Below are 23697 nucleotides of genomic sequence, written 5' to 3'. Positions count from 1 at the left end.
GATAAAGGGTTAATTAAGTGAATAAAGATAAATAAGTTAATGTTTTTAAATAATTAAAAAAAATGAATGAAAATTAAAGCAAAAAAAAATTGACCAAACTGACAGAGCAGATTGGTCAATATGACTGAATTAATTTGGTTTATGCAAATTGGCGAATCATTTTGCGAACATTTGTCTTCGCCTCGATCACTGTCATGAAGGTATAAGCACCAATGAATTTACGGCTAATAAACATAAATTCTTTAGGAGGGACTGAGAAATAACGAGAAGCCATAGACTGAGCAGCTTGCTGCATTACGCGACTATGTAGTTGGCTTTTTTTCCAATCATAACGATCTTGTTCATCCATCACACCAGCAGGCATATCAGGATTATTGCTTGGGTTACTAAAAGCTTCGGTCGCAATTAAAAACACATCCGCCATACCTGGTTTTACACTTTCAGGCATCGAATCAAAAAATTCATAACCTGTCATCGCTTTAACCATAGCAGTTTTGTCATGATCATATCCTGCATGGATAAGATTACGTGCGACAGAAAGTAAATTGTCATCAAATTGGCGAATCGCCCCGAAGTCGAGCAATACAATCTTATCCTTTACATCATCACCATTGCCTAAGCGGACAAGGTAATTACCAAAATTAGGATCAGTTTGCATCTCACCCCATTCGAACAGCTCACGTACTGCAATTTCTAGTGAAGCTTCACCAAGTTGATTACGGCGCTCTTGAGGTAAAGAAAGCATAACAGGGCTGTTGATAGGTACTCCACGCTCAAATGTCATACACAGAACTTTGTCAGCACAGAATTCATCAACAATTTGTGGAACAATATAACGCGGGTCATCTTTCAAGCGTTCTGCGAAACGTCGAGTTGTCGCTGCCTCAATGTCATAATTCACTTCACGGTGCATCATTTCACGAACTTCATCAAACCACTGATCGAACTCACGTGTTTGAGGAACCATTCGTGTGAGCTTCAGCATGTTTTTGAAAAGATTCATGTCAGAATCAATCGCTTCTGCAACACCAGGGTATTGAATCTTCAATACAACTTCTAAACCATCAGATTTACGAATTGCACGGTGAACTTGTGCCAATGATGCAGTACCGATTGGCTCATGATCAATCGTTAGATCATTCAGTTTCGAACCTAGTTGCTCATGTAAGTGCGCTTTGATTGCAGGCCATGCTAAAGCAACAGTTTGATTATTCAGCGTATTGAGTGCTTGAGTGATTTCTTCTGGTAAGAAATGTTCACCATATAAAGCCATCATTTGTCCAATTTTAACAATTGAACCTTTTAATTTTCCAATTTCAGAGACCAAATAATGGGCTTGATCAGCCATCGCTTTTTTACGTTTCTTCTCTTTTTCTTCCTCACTAGAAAACATAGAGGTGGCACTTGCAGTTGCCCAACGAGTTCCAGCAAGTAAAGAAGCTTTTGCAATAGATAAGCGACGATCCACAGACGAGGTTTTTAGATTCTTGAGCTTATCGTTCTGATCTGACATGAAAGAAAAATCCTATGCTGAAATCGGAGGGGGAGGAAAGCCGAGAGTTAAATTGTAGTGGATATTACAGCGTTTGAACGTATTAAAATAGTTCAATCGCTTGAATTATCAGTCTAAATTTGTGATTTAAGTCAACAATATCTAAATAGCCTAAGCAAATTGGAGATCGCTTAAGTCAGCTATTTATACATATGTACTAAATTTTAAACTGAATTTTAAGGGCTGATTTACGCATTAGAGCTGCTCGGTTTGTATGTATATGCTTAATCAACATACGTTTGACAATACTATGATGAAAACCTAAAGCATGAGCTTTCACGATAATAATACTGGGTAATGTGAAGAAAAAGTACTTGGTGTCGTCTAAAGTCGCATTCTCGAAAATACCTTCTTCAACCAAAGTATCACGGAGAAATTGCTTTTCAGCTTGAACGGTAGAAGAAGATTCATCATCCCAGTAGCTTTGACGCATCGCCATCAGATTATTATGTTTATAACTCATGAAGTTTTTGCGCCTTTCTCAATTGCATTCAGTCTTTATATAAGGTTTGAAAAATAATTATCAAGAACACCATTCAAAATAGCCTAAGCAAATTGAAAATATTTTTTTTAAAATGCTACACTCATCAAACTTAAGAATCATCGAAATAACCCAGATATCAAATGACACCAGCTTGTAAGTTATTGGAAAAAAATAAAATAGCATTCTCGATTCATGAATATGAAAATGATGCTAACGCGAAGAGTTTTGGTTTAGAAGCTGCTGAAAAACTCAATTTACGTGTAGAAGAAGTCTTCAAAACATTAATGGTCACAGATGAAAAAAACTATTTTATTGCGATCTTACCTGTAAACCATCAACTCAATTTAAAAAAAGTTGCAGCAGCGGTGGGATGTAAGAAATTACAAATGGCAAATCCTAAAGATGCTGAACGTTTGACTGGTTATTTAGTTGGTGGAATTAGTCCATTAGGGCAGAAGAAACGTCTAAAAACCGTCATTGATGCAACGGCGCAGACATTTAATAAAATATATGTCAGTGGTGGGAAAAGAGGGCTGGATATTGGTTTAGATCCTAATGATCTAGCAAAGTTATTAAATGCAACTTTCTCTGATCTATTGGATAGTTAGAGACTTTATCAGACATCTATAGCTTATGCTTTAATACTTCAATCTACTAAAACAATAAAATTTCAGATTTTCATTAGAATATATAATAATGAGAATTATTATCTTTTGTATCTATAATCTTCTATTTCTTTATTTTATCTATATTAATCAATGTCTTGAATAATAAACTGCTAGGAGGATATTGTAATTGCTATTATAAATGATAATTATTATCATTACTTTAATCTTATATGCAGTCGTTGCTGTATTTGAGAAGTGTTTTGAGCTCAAACATTCGAAAAAAAACTAACTCTCTCTTTATAGAGGATACCGACAGATGCAATCACTTGCCAATCGGTTGGCGATACAACATTTCGTCAACGCATATACGCAAGAAACTGGCAAAGGTCACTTGCTTAATAAAACACAGCAAAGTCCGCAACAACAAGCGTTTAGCCAAGGTTTGACGCTGTTATCTATTCCGATTAATTCTATTCATGCTCAATGTGATTTCCCATTATCTTATGTCAGCCGAGTTGGTAGACATCGGTTAGCTAATCTTCCTCAAATCGTAATTTCAGGTCAGCCAAAATCATTTAGTCCAGTTGCAATCGTTGGGTTGTTACTTGAAGAACTAGTTTCTGAATCGTCTTTACCTTTGGATGCTGCTTCTTTAGTAGAGAAGTGGATTCAAAGCCGTGATGCATTGCAACAGTTTTTAATACAACGTGAAGCTGATTTTGATGACTTGGTTAAAGCTGGTCAAAGCTTTATTGAAACTGAACAGGCATTGATTTTGGGGCATAGCATGCACCCAGCGCCGAAAAGTAGAACAGGTTTTGTGCATGAGGATTGGCTAAAGTTTTCACCTGAACACAAACGCAAGACACAACTTCATTATTGGCTAGTGCACCAAGATTACATTGCGGAAGGTAGTGCGACTGATGAACCTATTTCAGCGCAATTAAAAACGGCATTACAGTGGTATTTATCTGAAAATGATCTCAATCTAGTTAAAACCCATAGCGAATATAAATTACTCCCATTGCATCCTTGGCAAGCTCGCTATTTACAGGGTAAAGCTTGGTTTGAACGTTTGAAGCAAACAGGGCAATTGATTGATTTAGGTTTACGCGGCTGGCAATTCTCTCCAACAACATCCATTCGTACATTGGCTAGCTTCAACGCTCCGTGGATGGTGAAGCCATCTCTTTCTGTGATGATTACCAATTCTATTCGAGTGAATTTAGCCAAAGAATGTCATCGTGGTGAATTAACACATCGTCTGTGGCACAGTGAGTTTGGTCAAAATATTCTAAAAAAATGTCCAAGTTTAAAGGCAGTCAATGACCCAGCTTGGATCGCCTTGAAAATTGATGATGAAGTGATTAATGAAAGTATCTGCATTTTTAGAGATCAGCCTTTCCATCCTCAACAGCAAGTCACTTGTATTGCATCCTTGTGTCAGGATCATCCAAGCAAATCTTTAAATCGCTTTAACTCATTATTTTCCAAAATTTCAAAAGCTCATCCTCAGAGGGTTTTTTCAGAGATTGCTTTAGATTGGTTTACTCGTTTCCTCGAAGTCAGTTTGCAACCCTTGATGTATCTATACCATCGTTTTGGTATGGCATTTGAGTCACATCAACAAAATGTATTATTGGAACTCGAAAATCATTTCCCAAAAACTTTATGGCTACGTGATAACCAAGGTTTTTATTATATTGAAGAGTTTGCGACTGAAATTCTACAAGCGCTACCTGAACTGAAAGAAAAAGCCTTTGCGGTAGGTCCGAAAGATTTTGTTGATGAACGTTTTAGTTATTATTTCTTCGGCAATACTTTGTTTGGGATTATTAATGCCATCGGTGCGACAGGCTATATCACTGAAGAAGAATTGTTAGCGCATTTAACTGAATTTTTAGAAGAACAATTACAACAATATCCTGATAGCACCTTATTGCAAGGATTACTGTTCAATTCAACTCTGCCTTATAAGGGTAACTTGCTGACACGTTTGCATGAGTTAGACGAATTGATCGCGCCTGTCGAAAATCAGTCTGTTTACGTGCAACTGCCAAATCCACTGCGTATTTCACAGAAGGATGTCAGTTATGCTTGATTTTATTGGAATTGGTCTAGGACCTTTTAATTTAAGTCTTGCTAGTTTGCTACAAAACAAAAGCTCACTCAACTACGTGTTTTTTGAGCAAAAGGCACAATTTGATTGGCATGCAGGTATGCAACTACCTAATACGGTATTGCAAGTACCGTTTATGGCTGATTTGGTCTCAATGGTTGATCCAACCAGTCCATTTAGCTTTTTAAATTATCTGCGTCATCAGCAACGTTTGTATAAATTTTACTTTTTAGAGCAGCCACATATTCCGCGTTGTGAATATAACCATTATTGCCAATGGGTTGCAGAACAACTTGATTGTATCGAATACCAATCTCGTGTCTTGAGGATTGAACCCCAAACGATAGGTTTTAAAGTAGTCGTTGAATCAAATGGTGTTCAGCAAAGTTATTTATGCCGTCATTTAGTGATTGGAAGTGGTAATGTGCCATATTTGCCTGAATGTTTGGCAAAGATTCAGAAAGTCCGTCCGCAACAATGTCTGCATTCAGCACAGTATATGACGCATGCAGATACAGATTTACATGGCGATGTTGTTGTACTAGGTTCGGGGCAATCCGCAGCTGAAGTGTTTGTCGACTTGTTTGACGAACAGCAAGATACCGATAATCACCAATTTGATTTGCATTGGTTTACTCGTTCTCAAGGTTTCTTCCCAATGGAGTATGCGCCATTAGGTTTGGAACATTTTAGCCCTGATTATGCACAACATTTTTATGATTTGTCTGCACAGCAGAAAGAGCAGCAGTTAAAGCAACAAGCCTTGTTATATAAAGGGATTAGCGCAAAAACCATTCGGGAAATTTATCAAAGACTTTATCACCGTAGCATTGCAGGTCAAAGCATACAGACACATTTGCATAGTCAATGTGATTTGAAAGATGCGGAAGTATTGGATACACAAAAAATCCGACTGCATTTCGAACATCGTGCTACAGCTCAGTCTTTTCATCTCGACTGTGATTTTCTTGTAGCCGCAACGGGTTATTTCACACCTGATTTTGGTTTTATGCAGTCACTCAAGCCATACATCGAACTTGATCATAAACAGCGTTGGCAGATTACAGAAGACTATCGCGTTGTACACAGGTTGAATGGCCATATCTTTGTTCAAAATCAAGAAATGCATAGTCATGGTGTCGGCACGCCTGATTTAGGTCTTGGTGCTTATCGTGCAGCAACGATCATTAATCAACTGCTTGCTAAGCCTCTTTATGAATTAGGCAATCAAGCGCAGACATTCCAACACTTTAATCTCTCTCAAAATCCAAAAATTTGTATGGCAGACGACAAAACTCAATCAAAAGAGTGCGTTTGTGAAAGTTCTGCCAATAAAAACCATTCAATTTTCAAGAAAACAGAACAGAGCGTGATGACAACTCACCCTAATCGTCGTGGTGCTAATACACGGACACAAACTGCTTCTGTACATTCAACTTATGAGAAACTGATATGAACTTTGCAACTTTAAAAATTAATCAGCAGCAATGGCGTGCCGCAGGGCAACGACTTATTGAAATGGCGATTGCAGAGTTTCTATATGAAGAAATTATTGAAGTTAAAGCATTGTCAGCAGGGCATTATCGCTTAGATTTAGGCAATCGTCAGTATGAATTTCAAGGACATCAATATCTACTCGGACATTGGAATATTCAGGAAGCTTCTGTACGTGATGTGACTCATAGTCAGGAAAATGATCAACCTGCTTGGAACTTACATGAGTTTATTGTCGCAATGTCTGACAGTTCTAATGTAAAGCCATTTACCAAAGCATATTTGATCAAAGAAATGAACAATACTTGGTTGGCAGAAGCACATTTGTTCAATGAAACGCGTTTGCCAAGCACAGCGGTTTTGACTGAGCCTCATTACAAAGTTGAAGGCATGCTACGAGGTCATCCTTGGCTCATCATGAGTAAGGGGCGTATGGGTTTTGGTTATGATGATTATCTTAGCTCAGCGCCAGAACTTTCTCCTGAAGTTAAAGTGTTGTGGTTAGCTGTACATCGTGATTTAGCAGAGTATCGAAGTACTGAAGATTGGAGTGCATGTGGTTTATATCAACATGAATTTGATGCCAATGAACTACAGCAATTCATCAATATTCTCCAAGAAAAAAATCTAGACCCACAAAATTATTTTTTGATTCCCGTACATGCATGGCAATGGCACCAATGGCTCGTGCCAACTTATGCCAATGAAATTGTTGATCAGAAAATTATTGAACTGAATATCAGTCAAGATAGTTATGTGCCAATGCAGTCCATTCGCACATTATGCAATACATCAAATCTACAACGTCATTACATTAAACTGCCAGTCAGTATTTTTAATACTGCTGTTTATCGTGGATTACCCTCAAAACGTAATCTTGCTGCTCCAGCAGTGACCGCATGGTTAAAACAGATTCATCAACAAGATCAAGACTTACAAAATACAGGTGTGATTTTCTTGGGTGAGGTTGCAACTTTAACCATTCACCAGCCATGTTTTGACCGCATTGACGGCGCACCATATCAATTTAAAGAACTATTTGGTTGTTTGTGGCGTGAAAGTGTTGATCGCTATATTGATTCATCACAACAAGTTCTCTCTCAAGCAGCTCTATTACATCGTGATATTTCTGGTCAATCGATCCTGAGCGTGCTGATCAAAGCATCAGGATTAAGTCCTTTAGCTTGGTTAGCTCAATTTGCTCAAGTGTGCATGAGTCCATTGTTACTTTGCTTGTATCGCTATGGTTTGGCATTTTCACCACACGGCGAAAACACGATGTTGGTACATGAAAATGGTGTGCCGAAAGCCATGGTTTTAAAAGACTTCATTGATGACATTAATTTAGTGGATGAGGATTTTCCTGAGTTAACCCAGTTACCATCTGAAGCAGACTTATTACTCCGTCACGAAGCGACCGATCTAAGCCATTTTATCTTCACTGGTCTGTTCATGGTGCATTACCGTTATATCTGTAATGTGTTCTTGCAAGACTATCCTGAATATTCTGAGCTTGATTTTTGGCAGACCATTTCCAACACGATTGTTGAGTTTAACCAAAAACATCCAGAACTGGCTGAACGTGCTGATAAATTCGCCATGCTGCGTCCAAGTTACACCAAAATTTGTCTAAACCGTGTACGTCTATTTACCACAAGTTATAACGATGAAGCAGAACGTCCTGTTCCTGTCTTCCTTGATCCTATTGCAAATCCAGTTAGCCCAGAAACATTGAAAACATGGGCAGAACAACCACGCCAAGCTAAAGCAGGCTAATTTTATTCGTCATTTTATAGGTTCGATATGAAAACTATCTCTCAGCAATTACCAGATTATTTTGAATACTTTGAAGATGGTACACAGTACTACTTACGCCAAGTGCAATATCCACAGGATATTCCTTTATTACATCAATGGATGCATGAGCCACATGTAATTCCTCAGTGGCAGTTAAATAAATCGGAACTAGAGTTACAAGTTTACTTCGACAAAATGTTAGCAGATGACCATCACCGTTTATTAATCGTCGGAATTGATGGCAAAGATGTGGGCTATACGGAAATTTATGAAGGTAAACGAGATCGTTTGGGCCGTTATTACGATGGTGATGACAATGATCTAGGTTGGCATTTACTTTTTGGTGACAAATCAGTGTTTGGTAAAGGTTTTTTACGCCCAACCATCCGTTTACTCAGCTTTTACATTTTTGAACATTCGAAAGCTAAAAAAATTGTGGGTGAGCCAGATCATACCGTTAAACCTTATGCAGCAGTGGTGGCAGAGCTTTGTTATGAAAGCCAACGTTTAATACCGATGCCCGAAAAAACAGCGATGTTGTACTACTGCTTCAGAGAAACTTTCTATAACAAGTTTGGGGTTTATTACCAAACATCACAACAACAGCTAGCTAATCAGCCAGCCAAACTCCTGAGTGTTACATGAGCTTATATATCAATGAAATGCATATCTTAGACATGCGCTTTGCGGCGAATGTCTCTGTTGCAGAATTTGAACAATGGTTAGCACGGATTCAGCACTATTTCGAACATAAGCAAAATTTCGTGTTGATCATGCAAACCGATGTAAATACTGAATTTCCTGAAGAATATAGAGCAATCCAAGGCAAATGGTATAAGCAATATAAACAAGATTTTTACCAATATTGCTTGGGTTTTGCTCGTATTGCTCAAGATGAAGAAGATCGTATTCGATTGGATACACCAGCTCTGCACAAAGCTTGGCATGTTCCATATTTTGTGAGCGTAGATAAAGCTGAAGCCACACAATGGGCTTTGCAGAGGTATTTATGAATCAAAATTCATTAAATATTCAGAAAGTCTCAGCCTTGAGCCTGAGTGTCGTGGTGGTTTTATATCTCGCGCATGCCTTACCACTGTATTTTTATAATGTGGCCTTACCTGCGATTCTGCGTCATCAAGGCGTAGATTTACGTTGGATTGGCATGTTGTCGCTGCTCTATATTCCTTGGGCATTAAAGTTTTTTTGGGCACCACTAATTGATCGTTTTTATTTCAAAAAACTCGGTAAACGTAAAACTTGGCTTTTGTTTACGCAAATAGCTTTGGTGTTGGGGGTCGTTGCTTTGGCACTTACCCAATTCGATTACGGTCTTGGTGTATTTGTTATTGTCGGTTTATGGATTTCAACTTTTGCTGCAACTCAAGATATCGCAATTGATGGCTATACGGTCGAAACCTTTTCAGAATCTGAGTATCGACTAGGCAGTATGGCGCAAAGTATAGGTGTTGCGCTTGGCAGTATGGTTGGTGGAGCAGCAACTTTATGGCTGTATGAGCTTTATGGTTGGCAAACTGCACTGATTTCCTTAGCCGCTATGACAGCATTGACGATGTTGGCTATTTTCCAGATTAAAGAAAAATCAAATGTAGAGAAAATCTCAAAACAGCCGCCAAGTCTGATCCGTGCATTTAAACGTCCAGAAATGTTATGGGCATTAGCCTTGATCGTATGTTATCGAATTGTCGAAGCACCAGCTATGGCGATGCTGAATCCGATGCTGATTGATCAGAAATGGTCGTTGCCACAAATCGGCGTGCTGATGTCTGTAATAGGTGCAGGGATTGGATTATTAGCTGCTGTTTCAGCTGCATTTTTATTAAAAAAAATAGCCGCAACACAATTGCTGATCTGGGCTGGTTGGGCACGAAGTTTGGTTTACGCCTTGTTGGGTGTAGCCGTTTTGCTCAGTTGGTTGAATCAATGGCATTTACTTCTTGGTGGCTTTGTCATTGTCATTCTTGCCATCCGCTATATCGCAATGACAGCCTTGTATGCACATTTCATGCAGACCAGCTCCAAAGAACAAGCTGGTACTGATTTTACGATTTTAGTTTGCTTCGAACTATTGGTTTATTTCATTGGCGGTGCAGTCTCAGGTTTCTTAGCCAAAGCATTTGGTTATGGAAACTTCTATCTCATTCTCGCAGTTTCATCTGTTTTAAGCGTGTTGCTTAGTCAACTGCTTATTCGCAAAGCAAAACAAACGCAACAACTCATCTAGGGGTCATTTATGAAAGTTCGTTCACTTTCGACATCATTAACACTGCTCAGCTTGGCGATCAGTACGCAACTTTATGCTCAAAATGTCGAGCAGACTTCAACCGTAAATCAAAGTGCAACGGTTGAGGCTGAGAAGCCAACTCAACTGGCACCGATTGTTATGACAGCAACTCGCTCAGCTCAAAGTATCGCTGAGATTGCGGGAACTGTTTACAGTATTAGCCAAGAAGACATTGCAAAACAAGCTGCTGCTGGTAAAAGTACCGCCGATATTTTAGGACTGTTGGTTCCATCTTTAACACCAAGTTCAGGTACGACTAGTAACTATGGGATGACCATGCGTGGTCGTACAGTGCAATATATGATTGATGGTGTTCCGCAAACGGGATCACGCGATAGTTCACGCCAATTAAATAGCATTAGCCCAGACATGATCGAACGTGTTGAAGTCGTGTCAGGTGCAAGTAGTATTTATGGTGCAGGTGCTACAGGTGGTATCATCAATATCATCACCAAAAGAGGTTCGGGTGATGGTGTAAATTTTGAAACCAAACTCGGCGTTACTTCTGGTGATAATTTCAAAAGTGATGCTTTAGCTTATGAAGCGTTTCAGTCTGCATCATTTAACCAAGGGGATTGGAGTGGTTTCTTAGGTGCTAGCTATACACAACGCGGTGAAATTCAAGATAGTCGCGGTGATCGTGTAGGTCCAGAAGTTGCACAAACAGATCGTCAAGATACTGAAACTGTAGATGTGAATGGTCGTTTAAGCTGGCAGTTGGCAGATAAGCAAAAATTAAGTATCGGTGCGCAATACTATAATGATGAGCAAGATAGTGAATATGGCGCTGATTATGGTCCAGGATTATCTGTTTTACTTCGAGGCGCAAAACCTAGTCAAAAAGCGGTGAAAGGTTTAGAGCTTGATACTCAACCACGTACTAAGCGCAGTGCAGTAAATGCTCAATATGAAAATCAGGATTTTCTTGGTCAGACTTTAAATGCAGAGGCCTATTATCGTACTGAAAAAGGGCGATTCTTCCCAAGTGCAAATTACTTAGCACATGCTGATCATCCACAAAAAGGAATGTTTATTGTTACCCAATCAGAAACAGATATTGATGTTTTTGGTGCTCGTTTAGCACTTCAAAGTAAGCTCAATCTGGTAGAACGTTCATTAAATCTAACTTATGGTGTGGATTATGATAAGGAAAATGGCAAACAAACAGCACAACTTTATGATCTAAATACTTTTATGAGTAGTAATGGTCTTAAGTTTAAGCCTTTGAATAATTATGCTTTTGGTCCTGATGTAGATACTGAAAAGCTTGGTTTCTTCTTACAAAGTCAATTTGAAGCAACTGATCGCTTAAATCTACAAGCGGGTATTCGTCATGAGCGCATCGATAGTGACGTTAAGGATTCAGTTCCTTATTCTGAAGCAATGATTGCAGATGTGGTTCCAACATACCAAGCTAAAACTTTAAAAGGTGGTTCAGTTAAGCATGATGCAACACTCTTCAACGTGGGCGCACTTTATCATTTAACTGATGCACAACAGGTGTTTGCAAACTTCTCGCAAGGTGCAAATTTACCTGATGTACAACGTATGCTAAGAGATGTTCCTGCAAACTTTGTCGTAAGTAACCAAACAATTGATCCAATCAAAGTAAATAGTTTTGAGTTGGGCTGGCGTCTACAAGATGATGCGTTAAGCACAGGGATCACGGCGTTCTATAACAAATCTGATAAGTCATTGAAATTTGGTCCTCCAAGTTTTGCAATTGAAGTTATTGATACAGATGAACGTGTGTATGGTGTTGAAGGTAATGTCAAATATACCGTTTCAGATGATTGGAATGTAGGGGGGACTTTAGCTTATACACGTGGTCAGTTCAAAAACTCAAATGGTAAATGGCAAGAGTTAGATGCAATTCGTGTAGCACCTTTGAAAGCAACGGTTTATTCCGACTGGCAATTCAATGATGGTTTAGGTTTACGAGTACAAGCTTTAGCTATTGATGGTACGGATGAAGCACGTAAAGATGCGATTGCGAATGGTAGTACTCGTCCACCAGCAGAAATCAAAGGTTTTGCAGTGATGGATGTGATTGCCAATGCAAAAGCAGGTCCAGGGACTTTAGGTTTTGGTGTATATAACGTGTGGAATACGGACTATAAGTCTGTTTATAGCCAAGCAGTTTCAACGGTTTACGGCGATATTTCGAGCTTGGCTGCTCAAGGTCGTACCTATGGTCTGAGCTACACTCTCAAGTACTAATCTTATTCAAAAGGCATCTTTTAGATGCCTTTTTTTGATGAATTCCATGATGAACAATCATTTAAAATTTTTAGCTTTGGCTGCGTTAATCAATGGAACGTGTTTTTCCATGATTCTTCCTTTACTGGCACCTTTGACTCGACAGCTACATTTATCCGAATTCCAAGGTGGAGTGATCGTTTCAGCAGGAGCGATCTGTATGGCTATCGCTTCAATATGGGTTGCTAAGAATAAAAGTACTCAATCTCCAGAAAATCTAGTGAATTATGGTTTTATGGGAATGACCATAACATGGGCGCTTTTTACTTTCATTCTGGCTTTGGGCTTAGAGACGATCTTGCCATCAGTATTGATCTTCATGTTATTGGTTTTAAGTCGTGCTTCGACTGGCATTTTTATGGCAATGCCACAAATCGGTCTGCAAAGTTATGTCATGACAGAATCAACTGAAACAACGACTCGTAGCAAGAATATGGCATTGTTTGGTGCGATGAACAGCTTTGGCATGATTGTCGGACCTTTGGCGACTTCGTTGTTATTGTATGGTGGACTATTATTTCCAATGTGGTTCGCGGTTGCTTTACTGGCATTAGTCAGTTTGGCACTCTTCATGATTTTTAAGAAAAAGAGTGATATACGGTCAGATGCAGATAAAGCATCAGAAAAAAGTTCAAATACAGTTTTGAATCAGCAAAATATTATCAAGCAAAATTTAATTTGGTTGGCTTTAGGTTTTTCTACTTATGTTGCAATCGTGACATTAAACATGACTGCTGGATTTTATATCCAAGATAAATTCTTTCTGAGTAGTCAGCAAAGCGCAGTGTATTTCTCTCAATGTATGGTTGTTGTTGGTATCTGTCTGGTAGTGACACAGTTGCTAATCGTAAAAATGATTAAGCTACAACTACATAGTCTTGTATTAATCGGCATTTTGACCATGTGCTTTGGGTTGCTACTATCTCTTTATGCACAAAGTATTGTGGTATTTCAAGCCAGTTATATTTTCTATGGTATTTCAGTCGCTTGCTTATTACCTGCATTTACAACAGGGGCTGCACAAGCAGTCACACAAGATTCACAAGTTAAAATGGCAGGATATTGCACTGCAACTCAAGCTTTTGGTTTGATTTTTGGTCCTCTAGTTAGCACTTATTTATATCAATTTGATCAAAATCTACCTTTCTATTTTTTATTCGCTTTAATGATATTGGTTGGGATATGTATAGGGTGGGTTTTAGTCAAAAAGGGAGAAGAAGTGAGTTCTTTTGTCGAAGATTAAACGCTTAGTGTGATTAAAAATCATTCATATATTCTTTTAAAAAGCAAGGAAACTTACATAACTACATCTTAGGACGTAAACATAGATGGCTGTTTGATTATTTATTAACCTAATTTATTTCATTTATTTAACGGTCGAAATTTAAGCTCATTTCTGGGTTAGCCTATTAGAAGTAAAACAATATAAGAGGAGTAAAGATGTTGATTTTTCATGATTTTCCTGTTCAAGGGGCACTTTTTGATATGGATGGAACAATGTTTGATACAGAGCGATTACGCTTTGAAACATTGAAACAAGCTTCAGAAGAGCTTATTGGACAGGAATTTTCAGATGAATTTTTAATGCAGTGCTTAGGTCTGAGCGCAAAAACTGCAGAGCAACTTGCAAAGAAATTTTATGGGGAAGATGTTCCATATCAAGCAATTAGAAAACGTGCTGATGAGCTTGAGTTGGAATCTGTGCGTCACAATGGTGTTCCAATCAAAAAAGGTTTAATTCAAGTTTTAGAGCGCTTACGCAAATCAGGTTTAAGAATGGCAGTTGCGACATCTAGTCGACGTGCGATAGCAGAAGAATATTTAATTAATGCCAATGTTTATAAATTTTTTGATCTGTTAGTGTGTGGGGATGAAGTCGAAAAGGGTAAACCTCATCCAGAAATCTTTATTACGGCTGCTCAAAAATTAAATTTACAACCTAGTCAGTGTTTGATGTTTGAAGATTCAGAAAATGGAATCTGTTCAGCTCATGATGCGGGTGGTATTACGATTTTATTTAAAGATATTAAAGAACCAAATGATCGAATGTTAGCGAAAGCAAATTTTTATTATCAGGATCTGTATGAATATTTAAATGCTTTAGATCAGTACATCCCTGAAATGGATATGCCACAATTACAAGAACCATTTCCGCAAAGTTTGAATCAATTAACAGTTGGGATTCATGGTTTTGGTGCAATTGGAGGTGGATATATTGCTCAAATCCTTTCGCATTGGGATGGATATACGCGTCCAAAACGTATTTTGGCTTCCACGCGAAATAAGTTGTATTTGGAATCAGTGAATAGTTTTGGTAGCTACAGTATTCGATATGGGCAATCATCTTTTGATGAGCGAATTGATAACTTGACCGTTATTGACGCTAATAATGAAAAACAGATGCTTGAAATGTACACACAATCTAGTCTTATAGCGTTATGTTTGCCTGAGCATGCGATAGCATCTGAATCAAAAATGATTGCTAAAGGTTTATTGGCACGTTTTATGTCACAAGACTTGAATAATCATGAACCAATCACTTTCCTAATTATTTTAAACAAGGTCTGTGCGAAATATTTGGTGCTCAAACATATTCGTGAAGCTTTGCTTGAGATCACGGATGAAGATATTGCTGAGCATATTTTAAGTGAGCATTATTTTTGTGATACGGTGGTCAATCGCATGGTCTCTAAATTGAGTGATCAAGCTTTGTATCGCCAACTCAATATTAAGCATCGTTTATTTAAACAGTATCAAGCCGATTTAAATGAAGAAACGATTGAGTTATCAGATGAAACTGCATTAACTGAAAAACAGGAATGTCAGCTCAGCCAATCATTAGAGGAAATGCGCGAACAGTTCCAAGCGGGGCAGTTTTTACAAAATATGGATTTAATTTTATTCCATAGCGAAACAGATATGCCGATCTATGTTGAAAATCGAAGTCCGCTGTTAAATAAAATGCGCCAAATGATCTTAGTTGATCAAATCTCAGATATTCAAATCATTAAAAATCGCCTCTGGAATGGCTGCCATGCCATGATCGCTTGGCAGGCGAGTCTTATTGATCATGAAATGATTGGAATTGCTTTAGCCGATCAGAAGATCAAGAAATTTGCTGAGCAATTGGTGAGTGAAGTGAAAGCTGGATTGGTAAATATCGTTCCGAATCAAGCCAAACAACTTGATCGCATGGCTGAAAGTTTTATGAGCTCATGCCGTTCTGCTTATAAAGATCCATGTGAGCGTGTTGCTCGTGATCCATTGAGAAAACTGGGTTACAACGAACGCGTACTCGGTAGTATTGAAAATCATATCGTGCAACAATTGCCATATAAGTACTTATTACAAGGTGCTGTTTCGGGTTATGTGTACTCGGTTAAGCTTTTAGAAATTCCTGTTGATGATGTGATTATGCATTTACAAAACTCTATTGAGCAAATGGACATTACTGAGCATGAAAAGAAAGATTTGTTTGAGTTGATTTATACATCAATCTCGACTGAATTAAAGATTTCAGAGCTAGGGCAATCTTTTCGTGTTAAAAATGCCGAGTTTGAAACAGCCTAAATGATTTTTAAAATTATTTAATCTTGCCAGTAAATTATGTTTGAATAACACAACTGTCAGAGCGTTATTGTCGTTGTGTTATTACAAACATCTACCCAAATCGTAAAAACTGAAATTCGCGACTATCCAGAATGGCATCATGGTCGTACAGATTATGCTTTGTGGTATATCGAAATTGATCAACCAGAGTTAGTTGAATATTTAGATGCGATCAAAACACATTTCTCAGATTTCCTACTTACGTCGAATCAACGTCAGTATCACATTACGTTATTTGTGTGCGGTTTTCTAAATACCCATCTTTCTCCATACAATGATGATTTTTCACATGAACAATTCTTACAACATCTAAAATCTATCAATCAATTACAACTTGAACCCTTTGAATTAGAATTCACAACCATCGATAGTTTTAGTAGTGCTTTATTTATTCAAATCATCGATCAAGAAAAAATTTTAGAAAAAATCCGTTCTCAGCTTTCACTTATCTCGAAGGAAATAGCGGCATTGCAATATTGTCCTCATATTACGATTGGACTTTATAGCGATGCATGGAGTAGTGATCTTGTTATAGAGCGAATAAAAAGCTTTGAAGCCAAAAGAATTAAAATTCAAGTGAATCAATTAACTTTCGGTTATTATAAGGCTCAGATTTTACAAGGATTACTGTATCCTTATCATCAATTGGTATTAGGTTAATATGTTGCAATTAGTTTTGGGTGGTGCACGTTCGGGTAAGAGCCGATTGGCTGAAAATATAGCTCAGCAGCGTGGAATCCCTGTGATTTATGTCGCCACAGCGCAAGCTTTAGATGATGAAATGCAGCAAAGAATTCGACATCATCAGCAGCAAAGACCCAAGCAATGGAAACTTTGTGAAGAGCCTATTTTTCTGGCGGATCAATTATTAAAACTAGATCAAGAACATCAAATCATTTTGGTTGATTGCCTTACCTTATGGTTGACCAATCTATTGTTAGCTGAAGATCAAGATTTGCAGCAGCAACAGACAGACAAGTTATTAGAAATATTACCCAAACTTAAATCTGAGATTATTTTAGTCAGTAATGAAACTGGGCTAGGTGTCGTGCCGATGGGTGAAATTAGCCGTCGATTTGTGGATGAAGCTGGTCGATTGCACCAAGCATTAGGGCAGCTTGCTCATAAAGTGATGTTTTGTGTTGCAGGCTTTCCAATGATTTTAAAAGATGAGAATTAACATGACTGAACAAAATGCTTGGTACACAGAATCGGCAAAACAAATTGATTTGGAAGCAAAACATCTAGCCGAACAACGACAACAACAACTCACTAAACCAACAGGGGCTTTAGGAGACTTAGAACAGCTTGCGATTCAGCTAGCAAGTTTACAAGGTACAGTTCATCCCCAAATTCAAAAACCATGGATCACGATTTTCGCAGGTGATCATGGTGTAGTCGAAGAAAATATCTCAGCTTATCCTCAAGCGGTGACACGTCAAATGCTTCAAAATTTCGCGTCTGGCGGTGCAGCAATCAGTGTTATTGCAAAACATCATCAGGCACAGTTACAAGTGATTGACTGTGGAACGGTAGGCGATCCCTATGATTATGTCGGTGTAGAGCGACATTGTATTCGTGCAGGTACAGCCAACTTTGCTCAACACGTTGCAATGACTGAACACGAATGTTTTGCTGCATTAACATTAGGTAAAGCCAGTGTGGAGCTAGCTCAGTCAGAACAGGCTGATATCTTTATCGCTGGTGAAATGGGGATTGGCAATACTTGTTCTGCTTCAGCCATCGCATGTTTGTTGTTGAATGAAGATGCAGCACAACTGACAGGTGTCGGAACAGGAATTAATAATCAACAATTACAACATAAAATTGCAGTCATCAATCAGGCAATTGAACTCCATCAATCCAGTGTTGAGAATGATGCTTTGAAAATTCTAGCTGCCGTGGGTGGTTTAGAGATTGCTGCCATGACAGGAGCATATTTACGTTGTGCTCAAATTGGTTTGCCTATTGTGGTGGATGGTTTCATTAGTTCCGTTGCAGCATTATGTGCTGTTCGCATACAGCCAAGTTGTCGTGACTGGATGCTATTTGGACATCAATCAGCAGAATATGGTCATGTTCGTATTCTTAAAGAATTAAAAGCGCAGCCAATTCTAAAAATGAATCTAAGATTGGGTGAAGGAAGTGGTGCAGGCGCAGCATTGTCAGTGCTGCAATTGGCATGTGTTTTACATAATCAAATGGCAACCTTTGCCGAAGCTGCAGTGACAGGAGATAAAGTTGCGCCTTGATTTACTGCGACATGGTGAAACAACTTTAAGCCATACTTTACGTGGGCATACTGATGATGAACTCACAGAAAAGGGGTGGTTGCAGATGCAATCAACCATACAGCAATATGTCGCTGGAGGTACTAATTGGGATGTTATTTTTAGTTCACCTTTACAGCGTTGTCATGCCTTTGCAATCAATTTAGCAGAGCGACTCGAAACACCTTTGCAATTAAATATGCATATCAAAGAAATGTATTTTGGTGATTGGGAAGGTATTTCGACTCAAAGCATTTATGAAAATGAGCCCGAGTTATTGGCAAATTTTTGGCAATTTCCAACAAAATATCATGCACCAAATGGTGAGTCTTTAGAGCAATTTTTACAGCGCGTTCAAGTTGGCTTTGATGAAATCCACACTCAAATGAAAATACATCAATGGAATAGAGCATTAGTTGTTACGCATGGTGGTGTGATTAAATTACTCACTTGTTTAGCACGATATAAACATCTCAATGATTTATTAAAAATGTCTGCTGAGCTTGGGCAACTGTATTCAGTAAAAATGTATAAAAAAGATAGTCTCTGTTTTGAGGAAATCAAAGAATGACACCATTTTGGATCGCTTTGCAATTCTTGACTGTTTTACCCATCGAACTAAAACAGATACCAACTGCAAAGCAAAATGGTCAATCTGTACTTTTTTATCCACTTGTAGGATTGCTAATAGGATTAATTCTATTTGGACTTTCAATCCTTCTCGTAAAATTACCGATTATTCTTGCTGCAACCATCATTTTAGTAGTTTGGGTTTGGCTTACAGGTGGACTTCATTTAGATGGTCTAGCGGATACAGCAGATGCTTGGGTAGGCGGTTTTGGTGATCGGGAACGGACCTTAAAAATCATGAAAGACCCAAGTTGTGGTCCTATCGGTGTTCTAAGTTTAGTTATTGTTTGCTTGATGAAATTTTCAGCTTTATATGTCTTGCTAGAACAACGGCTCTCTGCATTTTTAACCTTAATACCCATGCTGGGTCGCAGTGTTCCTTTATTTTTATTTCTCACAACACGATATGTTCGAGCGAATGGATTAGGGCGCGCACTGACTGATTCTATTCCTAAAACTGTAGGTTGGCTTGTTTTTGTCATTACATTAACATTACTTTGTGCATTTAAATCGATGGGGTTAGTTGCTTTAATCAGCTTTTTATTGATATTGGTTTACTTAAGAATTTTGTTTATTAAGAGAATCAGTGGTATCACGGGCGATACTGTGGGTGCTGCAATTGAGTTAAGTGAGATGGGTTTAATATTAACTTTTGTGATTGCTTTCTTTTATATCTAAGTGAATTTTTATAGGATTGATCCTTCTCAGAAAAGAAGGATCAATTCCGTTTTAACGTTTTCGAATTGCCAATACACTTCCCAAGATAACTAATACTGCAATCAGTCCCGCAATTGTTCCCAACAGAATGTCTCTAAGCGTTTTATCTATCGGTAACCATGTCCATTTATGCAAATATGCAAAACTAAACCCCTCTAAGGCATCTTGCTGATTTACTTGCGCCGCAATGACACCACTACTTGGTTCTATATAAAGTCTAAGCTGATCATTCAAATTAGTGTCAACCTTGATCACAGGTAAACGTTTATTGATAAAACCATATTCACCGCCAAAACGAGTTACCCACGAACTTTGAGTAAAATGCTCAAAAGGCAAGTTTAAATAAAAGGCTGCCAAATATTTGCTCTGCTCAAGAGGATTCAACTTTTTAGCATGTTGAGCATCAATTAACTCAATGGCTGGGGCAGCATCTTTTGCATGATGATGGTGATCATGTTCTTTCGCTGCGGTCATGCTCCCTTGTAATTGGGGTTTTCCAATCAATTGAACCATCCAGCCTGCATGTGCTTGATTCTGATCAAAAGCAATCGGTACAAGATTGAGTCGCTGAATTGGGCGTTGAACTGCCAATTGCCATGCTTCAGGGTTTAAATCTTGCGTATGGAAGATGGGCTGAATATTTACAAGTTCAGGTTTTTTATGCCAAACATGATAAAAACCACTAAACACCCATAACAAAATAAAAACGCTTAAACTGATGCCCAGATAACGATGAAAAAATCGAATTGGTTTTTTACCTAAACGATGATTTTTACGATTGTGAATTTTGAAGAACAACCCGATTCCCATCAAGGTCAAAGCAAGAATGCCAATTAAAGCAATTTGGATCAAGAAACTTTGTCCTGTCCACGGTTGATCTCCCCAAGTCCATGTATGTCCTAAGCGGAAGATCCGTGCCATCCACATTTTTTGATCATTGGAAATCGTTGCTAATCGAGATTGTGCTGGATCGACATAAGCCCTTAAACCAGTATCAAAATCTACACGCCAAACAGGTAATAAACGATTGACGCTTGGATAATCATCGCTAAATTGAGTCACTAGTTCAGCAGAAAGAATCTGTTGTTGGCTTAAGCCAGTGTACCAAACTGCAAGACGTTTTGCGTCTTGCAATTCTGCATCTTCAATAAGTTGCCCAGTATGACGATCAAAATATTCAGCAATATTTTGATTAGGTTTTAAAACTCGATAAGCGATAAGATCTTTATTAAGTTCAATTGCTTGTAATGCAGAAAATTCGGTAATTTTTTGCATTTCTAAGACTTGAGGAACGGACAATCCACCCCTCAAATCAAGCTGTTGGGATGGAGGCATACGTTTTGCAGGTTGTGGTTGGGTTGCACTCATAATTGGATGCAACACACCAGTTAAAGACCACATCAAAACGAGAATGCCAAGTACCATTCCAAAGCCACGATGAAACTTTAGTAGCTTTTTCAATTGGTTGGCATTCATGACTTATTTCCCAAAATAATAACGTAAACCTAAAAAATAAGTCCGTGGTGCAGCAGGTGTATAACTGGCTTGATTATTACTAAACGAGGTACTTTCCGCATAATGCACATCAGCTGCATTGAGAATTTGCCCATAAATCTCATAGGCATTTTTACGATAATTTGCACGTAGGTTTAGAATCGAATGTCCATCATACTTTTCTGTATTGGCATCATTGATCCAGTATGAACCAACATACATACCTTCGACTGAAAGTAATAGTTCTGGTATAGGTTTAATCTGGTACTCAACTGTTCCAAAGCTTTTTGGCGAGCTAGGCATCGTATTGCCGCTATAGTTAAGTGTTAGTGAGGGTTGAAATTGCTTATATTCATGTTTTGCGATACTGCCTGACAGTTTCAAACGTTGATCGTATTGTTCGCTAAGTTTCCATGTCCCACCAACTTCAATGCCTTGATGTAAAGTTTTTCCAGCATTACGAGGTTCACGTGTGTTGTCTGATTTAGTAAAGCTAAGCACTTCATCTTTACCTTCTAGGCGATATAAAGTAATTTCGCCATCTAAGCGATCATCCAATAACTTGAAACGCAAACCTAGATCAACGTTATCAAAAGTTGCTTCTTTCAGGTCAGGTGTGACTAAATTTGCTCCATAAAGGCTACTCACTTCAGGCGGAACAAAGCCTTGTGACCAATTGCTGTAAAGATCTAATTCAGGCGTAATATTCCAAACAAAACCGAGTTGTGGACTGGCTTTATGAAAATGACGTTTTTCATCTGGAGCACCTGTCACTTTAGAAGGAATAAGCTTATTGTCAAAGTCATAACTGATCCAGTCATAGCGAGCACCGCCGACTAAGTTTAAGTTTGGTAAAACTTGCCAGTTTGCTTGTGTGTAAATTGCTTGATTATTCACATCCACATTAAAATCACGCAGTAATTGGCGTTGTTTAAACCCTGTATAAACACGTGTTTGAGGATCGCGAAACACCTCAATATCATTGGTTTTTACTTGGTTCGGCGAATGTTCTGACATCGCACCAACAATTAATTTCACAGGGTGAAAATTAATGGAATGTTGTAAATTTAAACCATAAGACTGAAAGGCATTATATGTAGTTTGGCCAGTATATGTTCCAGTAGGTTTGCCATTCTTAACATCAGTACGGATGTTATAACTTGGATTCTGTTCAGTGGTGTTATCACGATAATACAGTGTCGCTTGACTTTGGTTTTGATCATTCCAACTGTGGTTCAATTGAGATGAAAGTCTTGTTGCATCAACTTCACGATAAGTAAAGGTTTGATAACTGTAACCAGGTCGTTTACTGAAATCATCAGCATTTAAACTACCTGTCATATCTGCTTTGAGATGATTATAACTGACGATATTTTTAATTTGGGTGGCATCAGATATGCGCCAATCATGTCTTAAAGTTATACTTTGCTTATTACTTTCAGCATGATCTTGCCAGCTATCACCACGCTCACTGGCATAGCCCGATATTCTTAGACCATGCTCCCCAAATTCAGTATCAAAGGTATTCGATGCACCTAGGTCTAGACGGCGATAACCTTCAGAACTAGCACTTAGACCTAGCTCAGCTGTTGGATTTAAACTAGGAGCTTTTGTAAGAAAGTTAATCGTGCCGCCAATTGCATTACTTCCATATAAACTACTCGCTGGACCACGCAGAATTTCAATACTATCAATCCCGGCCAAATTTACTTCATACAGTGCATTATGGTTAAAAACACCTACAGGACGCACAGATATACCATCTTCTAAATACTGATAAACAGCCGCAGTCGTGATTGGTTGGCGTATAGACATCATGTGCTGCTCATTACCCAAGTCATTCATCAAAACACCTGGTGTTTGATTCACTAACTGACCAATAAATGTCGCATGTTTATCTTCTATATCTTGCTTGCTGATTTTGCTAATTGCAGCAGGAGTATTGCTAATCGATTCTCCCTCACGGCTTGCAGTGACAACAATGGTCGCTAAAGTTTGTGTTTCATCTTTTGATGAAGTTTCAGCTAAAGCAATTGAACTATAAGTAGCAGAAAGGCACGCAGCAGCTAATACTGACAAACGAAATTGAGTATTCATATCAAACTCTATAAAAAAGCAATAAACAAGGCGGTACCGCAGTTCTCACTGGATACGATATTTACGGAATTGCGTTTTATAGAGCGAGTGGAGGTGCTTGTTTAATTGGGAAAATATAGTAGATACGTGGTATATGCAGATCTTCTGTCTGAACCGTACCGGGTTTGTCGGAGACCACTTTTCTTGAGAGAATGTCCCGATGAAAAAAGTAAAATACACCCCTGAAATCAGAGATAGAGCGGTTCAATTATTGATTGAATCT

At 38.4% G+C, this 23697-nt stretch carries 19 protein-coding genes; 15 read left to right on the top strand and 4 right to left on the bottom strand.

Features of this window, described 5'->3' with window-relative positions; translation table 11 throughout:
- Positions 1 to 139: 139 nt before the first annotated feature.
- Both ACSC97_RS01320 and ACSC97_RS01315 read right to left on the bottom strand, forming a co-directional pair.
- On the bottom strand, positions 140 to 1513 hold the full coding sequence (locus tag ACSC97_RS01320; protein WP_004915684.1) for an ABC1 kinase family protein: 1374 nt from the start codon (positions 1511 to 1513) through the stop codon (positions 140 to 142).
- Between the two features lie 196 nt (positions 1514 to 1709).
- Positions 1710 to 2015, bottom strand: coding sequence for a hypothetical protein (locus tag ACSC97_RS01315; RefSeq protein WP_004915688.1), 306 nt, complete (start codon positions 2013 to 2015; stop codon positions 1710 to 1712).
- A gap of 161 nt (positions 2016 to 2176) precedes the next feature.
- Here ACSC97_RS01315 and ybaK point away from each other — a divergent pair, with 161 nt between their 5' ends.
- The 15 genes from ybaK to ACSC97_RS01240 all read left to right on the top strand — a co-directional run bounded on the left by ybaK (position 2177) and on the right by ACSC97_RS01240 (position 19805).
- Positions 2177 to 2644 carry a Cys-tRNA(Pro) deacylase gene (gene ybaK, locus ACSC97_RS01310; protein WP_436658914.1) on the top strand — a complete coding sequence of 156 codons (468 nt, stop codon included), beginning with the start codon at positions 2177 to 2179 and terminating at the stop codon, positions 2642 to 2644.
- Between the two features lie 316 nt (positions 2645 to 2960).
- Complete coding sequence (locus ACSC97_RS01305) at positions 2961 to 4745, top strand: IucA/IucC family protein (protein WP_436658912.1); 1785 nt, start codon at positions 2961 to 2963, stop codon at positions 4743 to 4745.
- The gene (gene acbB, locus ACSC97_RS01300) at positions 4738 to 6219 is read left to right on the top strand and encodes an acinetoferrin biosynthesis monooxygenase AcbB (RefSeq protein WP_436658910.1); all 1482 of its coding nucleotides are present in this window, start codon (positions 4738 to 4740) and stop codon (positions 6217 to 6219) included. Before ACSC97_RS01305 ends, acbB begins: the two co-directional genes overlap by 8 nt.
- Positions 6216 to 8033, top strand: coding sequence for an acinetoferrin biosynthesis protein AcbC (gene acbC, locus ACSC97_RS01295; protein ID WP_125298671.1), 1818 nt, complete (start codon positions 6216 to 6218; stop codon positions 8031 to 8033). Before acbB ends, acbC begins: the two co-directional genes overlap by 4 nt.
- Before the next feature lie 27 nt (positions 8034 to 8060).
- On the top strand, positions 8061 to 8699 hold the full coding sequence (acbD, locus tag ACSC97_RS01290) for an acinetoferrin biosynthesis acetyltransferase AcbD (RefSeq protein ID WP_436658908.1): 639 nt from the start codon (positions 8061 to 8063) through the stop codon (positions 8697 to 8699).
- Complete coding sequence (locus tag ACSC97_RS01285) at positions 8696 to 9067, top strand: hypothetical protein (protein WP_004961737.1); 372 nt, start codon at positions 8696 to 8698, stop codon at positions 9065 to 9067. The genes acbD and ACSC97_RS01285 overlap by 4 nt, the downstream gene beginning before the upstream one ends.
- Entirely contained in the window at positions 9064 to 10299 is a 1236-nt protein-coding gene (locus tag ACSC97_RS01280; RefSeq protein WP_436658905.1) for an MFS transporter, read from the top strand. Before ACSC97_RS01285 ends, ACSC97_RS01280 begins: the two co-directional genes overlap by 4 nt.
- A 9-nt stretch (positions 10300 to 10308) precedes the next feature.
- A complete protein-coding gene (locus ACSC97_RS01275; protein WP_436658903.1) occupies positions 10309 to 12579 on the top strand; it encodes a TonB-dependent receptor in 2271 nt (756 codons plus the stop codon).
- Positions 12580 to 12628: 49 nt separating this feature from the next.
- Entirely contained in the window at positions 12629 to 13861 is a 1233-nt protein-coding gene (locus ACSC97_RS01270) for an MFS transporter (RefSeq protein WP_436658995.1), read from the top strand.
- A 197-nt stretch (positions 13862 to 14058) separates the two neighbouring features.
- Positions 14059 to 16188, top strand: a complete 2130-nt coding sequence (mtlD, locus tag ACSC97_RS01265) for a bifunctional mannitol-1-phosphate dehydrogenase/phosphatase (RefSeq protein WP_436658901.1) — start codon at positions 14059 to 14061, stop codon at positions 16186 to 16188.
- Between the two features lie 75 nt (positions 16189 to 16263).
- Entirely contained in the window at positions 16264 to 16887 is a 624-nt protein-coding gene (locus ACSC97_RS01260; RefSeq protein WP_436658899.1) for a 2'-5' RNA ligase family protein, read from the top strand.
- 1 nt (position 16888) lies between these two features.
- Positions 16889 to 17407: a bifunctional adenosylcobinamide kinase/adenosylcobinamide-phosphate guanylyltransferase gene (gene cobU, locus ACSC97_RS01255; protein ID WP_234857274.1), complete on the top strand. Its 519-nt coding sequence runs from the start codon at positions 16889 to 16891 to the stop codon at positions 17405 to 17407.
- Between the two features lies 1 nt (position 17408).
- The gene (gene cobT, locus ACSC97_RS01250; protein WP_436658897.1) at positions 17409 to 18479 is read left to right on the top strand and encodes a nicotinate-nucleotide--dimethylbenzimidazole phosphoribosyltransferase; all 1071 of its coding nucleotides are present in this window, start codon (positions 17409 to 17411) and stop codon (positions 18477 to 18479) included.
- The gene (locus tag ACSC97_RS01245; RefSeq protein ID WP_099948718.1) at positions 18469 to 19068 is read left to right on the top strand and encodes a histidine phosphatase family protein; all 600 of its coding nucleotides are present in this window, start codon (positions 18469 to 18471) and stop codon (positions 19066 to 19068) included. The genes cobT and ACSC97_RS01245 overlap by 11 nt, the downstream gene beginning before the upstream one ends.
- Positions 19065 to 19805: an adenosylcobinamide-GDP ribazoletransferase gene (locus tag ACSC97_RS01240; RefSeq protein WP_436658894.1), complete on the top strand. Its 741-nt coding sequence runs from the start codon at positions 19065 to 19067 to the stop codon at positions 19803 to 19805. The genes ACSC97_RS01245 and ACSC97_RS01240 overlap by 4 nt, the downstream gene beginning before the upstream one ends.
- Before the next feature lie 51 nt (positions 19806 to 19856).
- Here ACSC97_RS01240 and ACSC97_RS01235 read toward each other — a convergent pair whose 3' ends face one another.
- The gene (locus ACSC97_RS01235; protein WP_436658892.1) at positions 19857 to 21320 is read right to left on the bottom strand and encodes a PepSY domain-containing protein; all 1464 of its coding nucleotides are present in this window, start codon (positions 21318 to 21320) and stop codon (positions 19857 to 19859) included.
- Positions 21321 to 21323: 3 nt separating this feature from the next.
- Positions 21324 to 23435: a TonB-dependent receptor gene (locus tag ACSC97_RS01230; protein ID WP_436658890.1), complete on the bottom strand. Its 2112-nt coding sequence runs from the start codon at positions 23433 to 23435 to the stop codon at positions 21324 to 21326.
- Positions 23436 to 23697 lie beyond the last annotated feature (262 nt).

It is taken from the genome of Acinetobacter sp. P1(2025), from assembly GCF_051390655.1.
Lineage (GTDB): Bacteria > Pseudomonadota > Gammaproteobacteria > Pseudomonadales > Moraxellaceae > Acinetobacter > Acinetobacter junii.
Note: the sequence above shows the minus strand (reverse complement) of the source record. Positions and strands in the feature narration are given on the sequence as shown.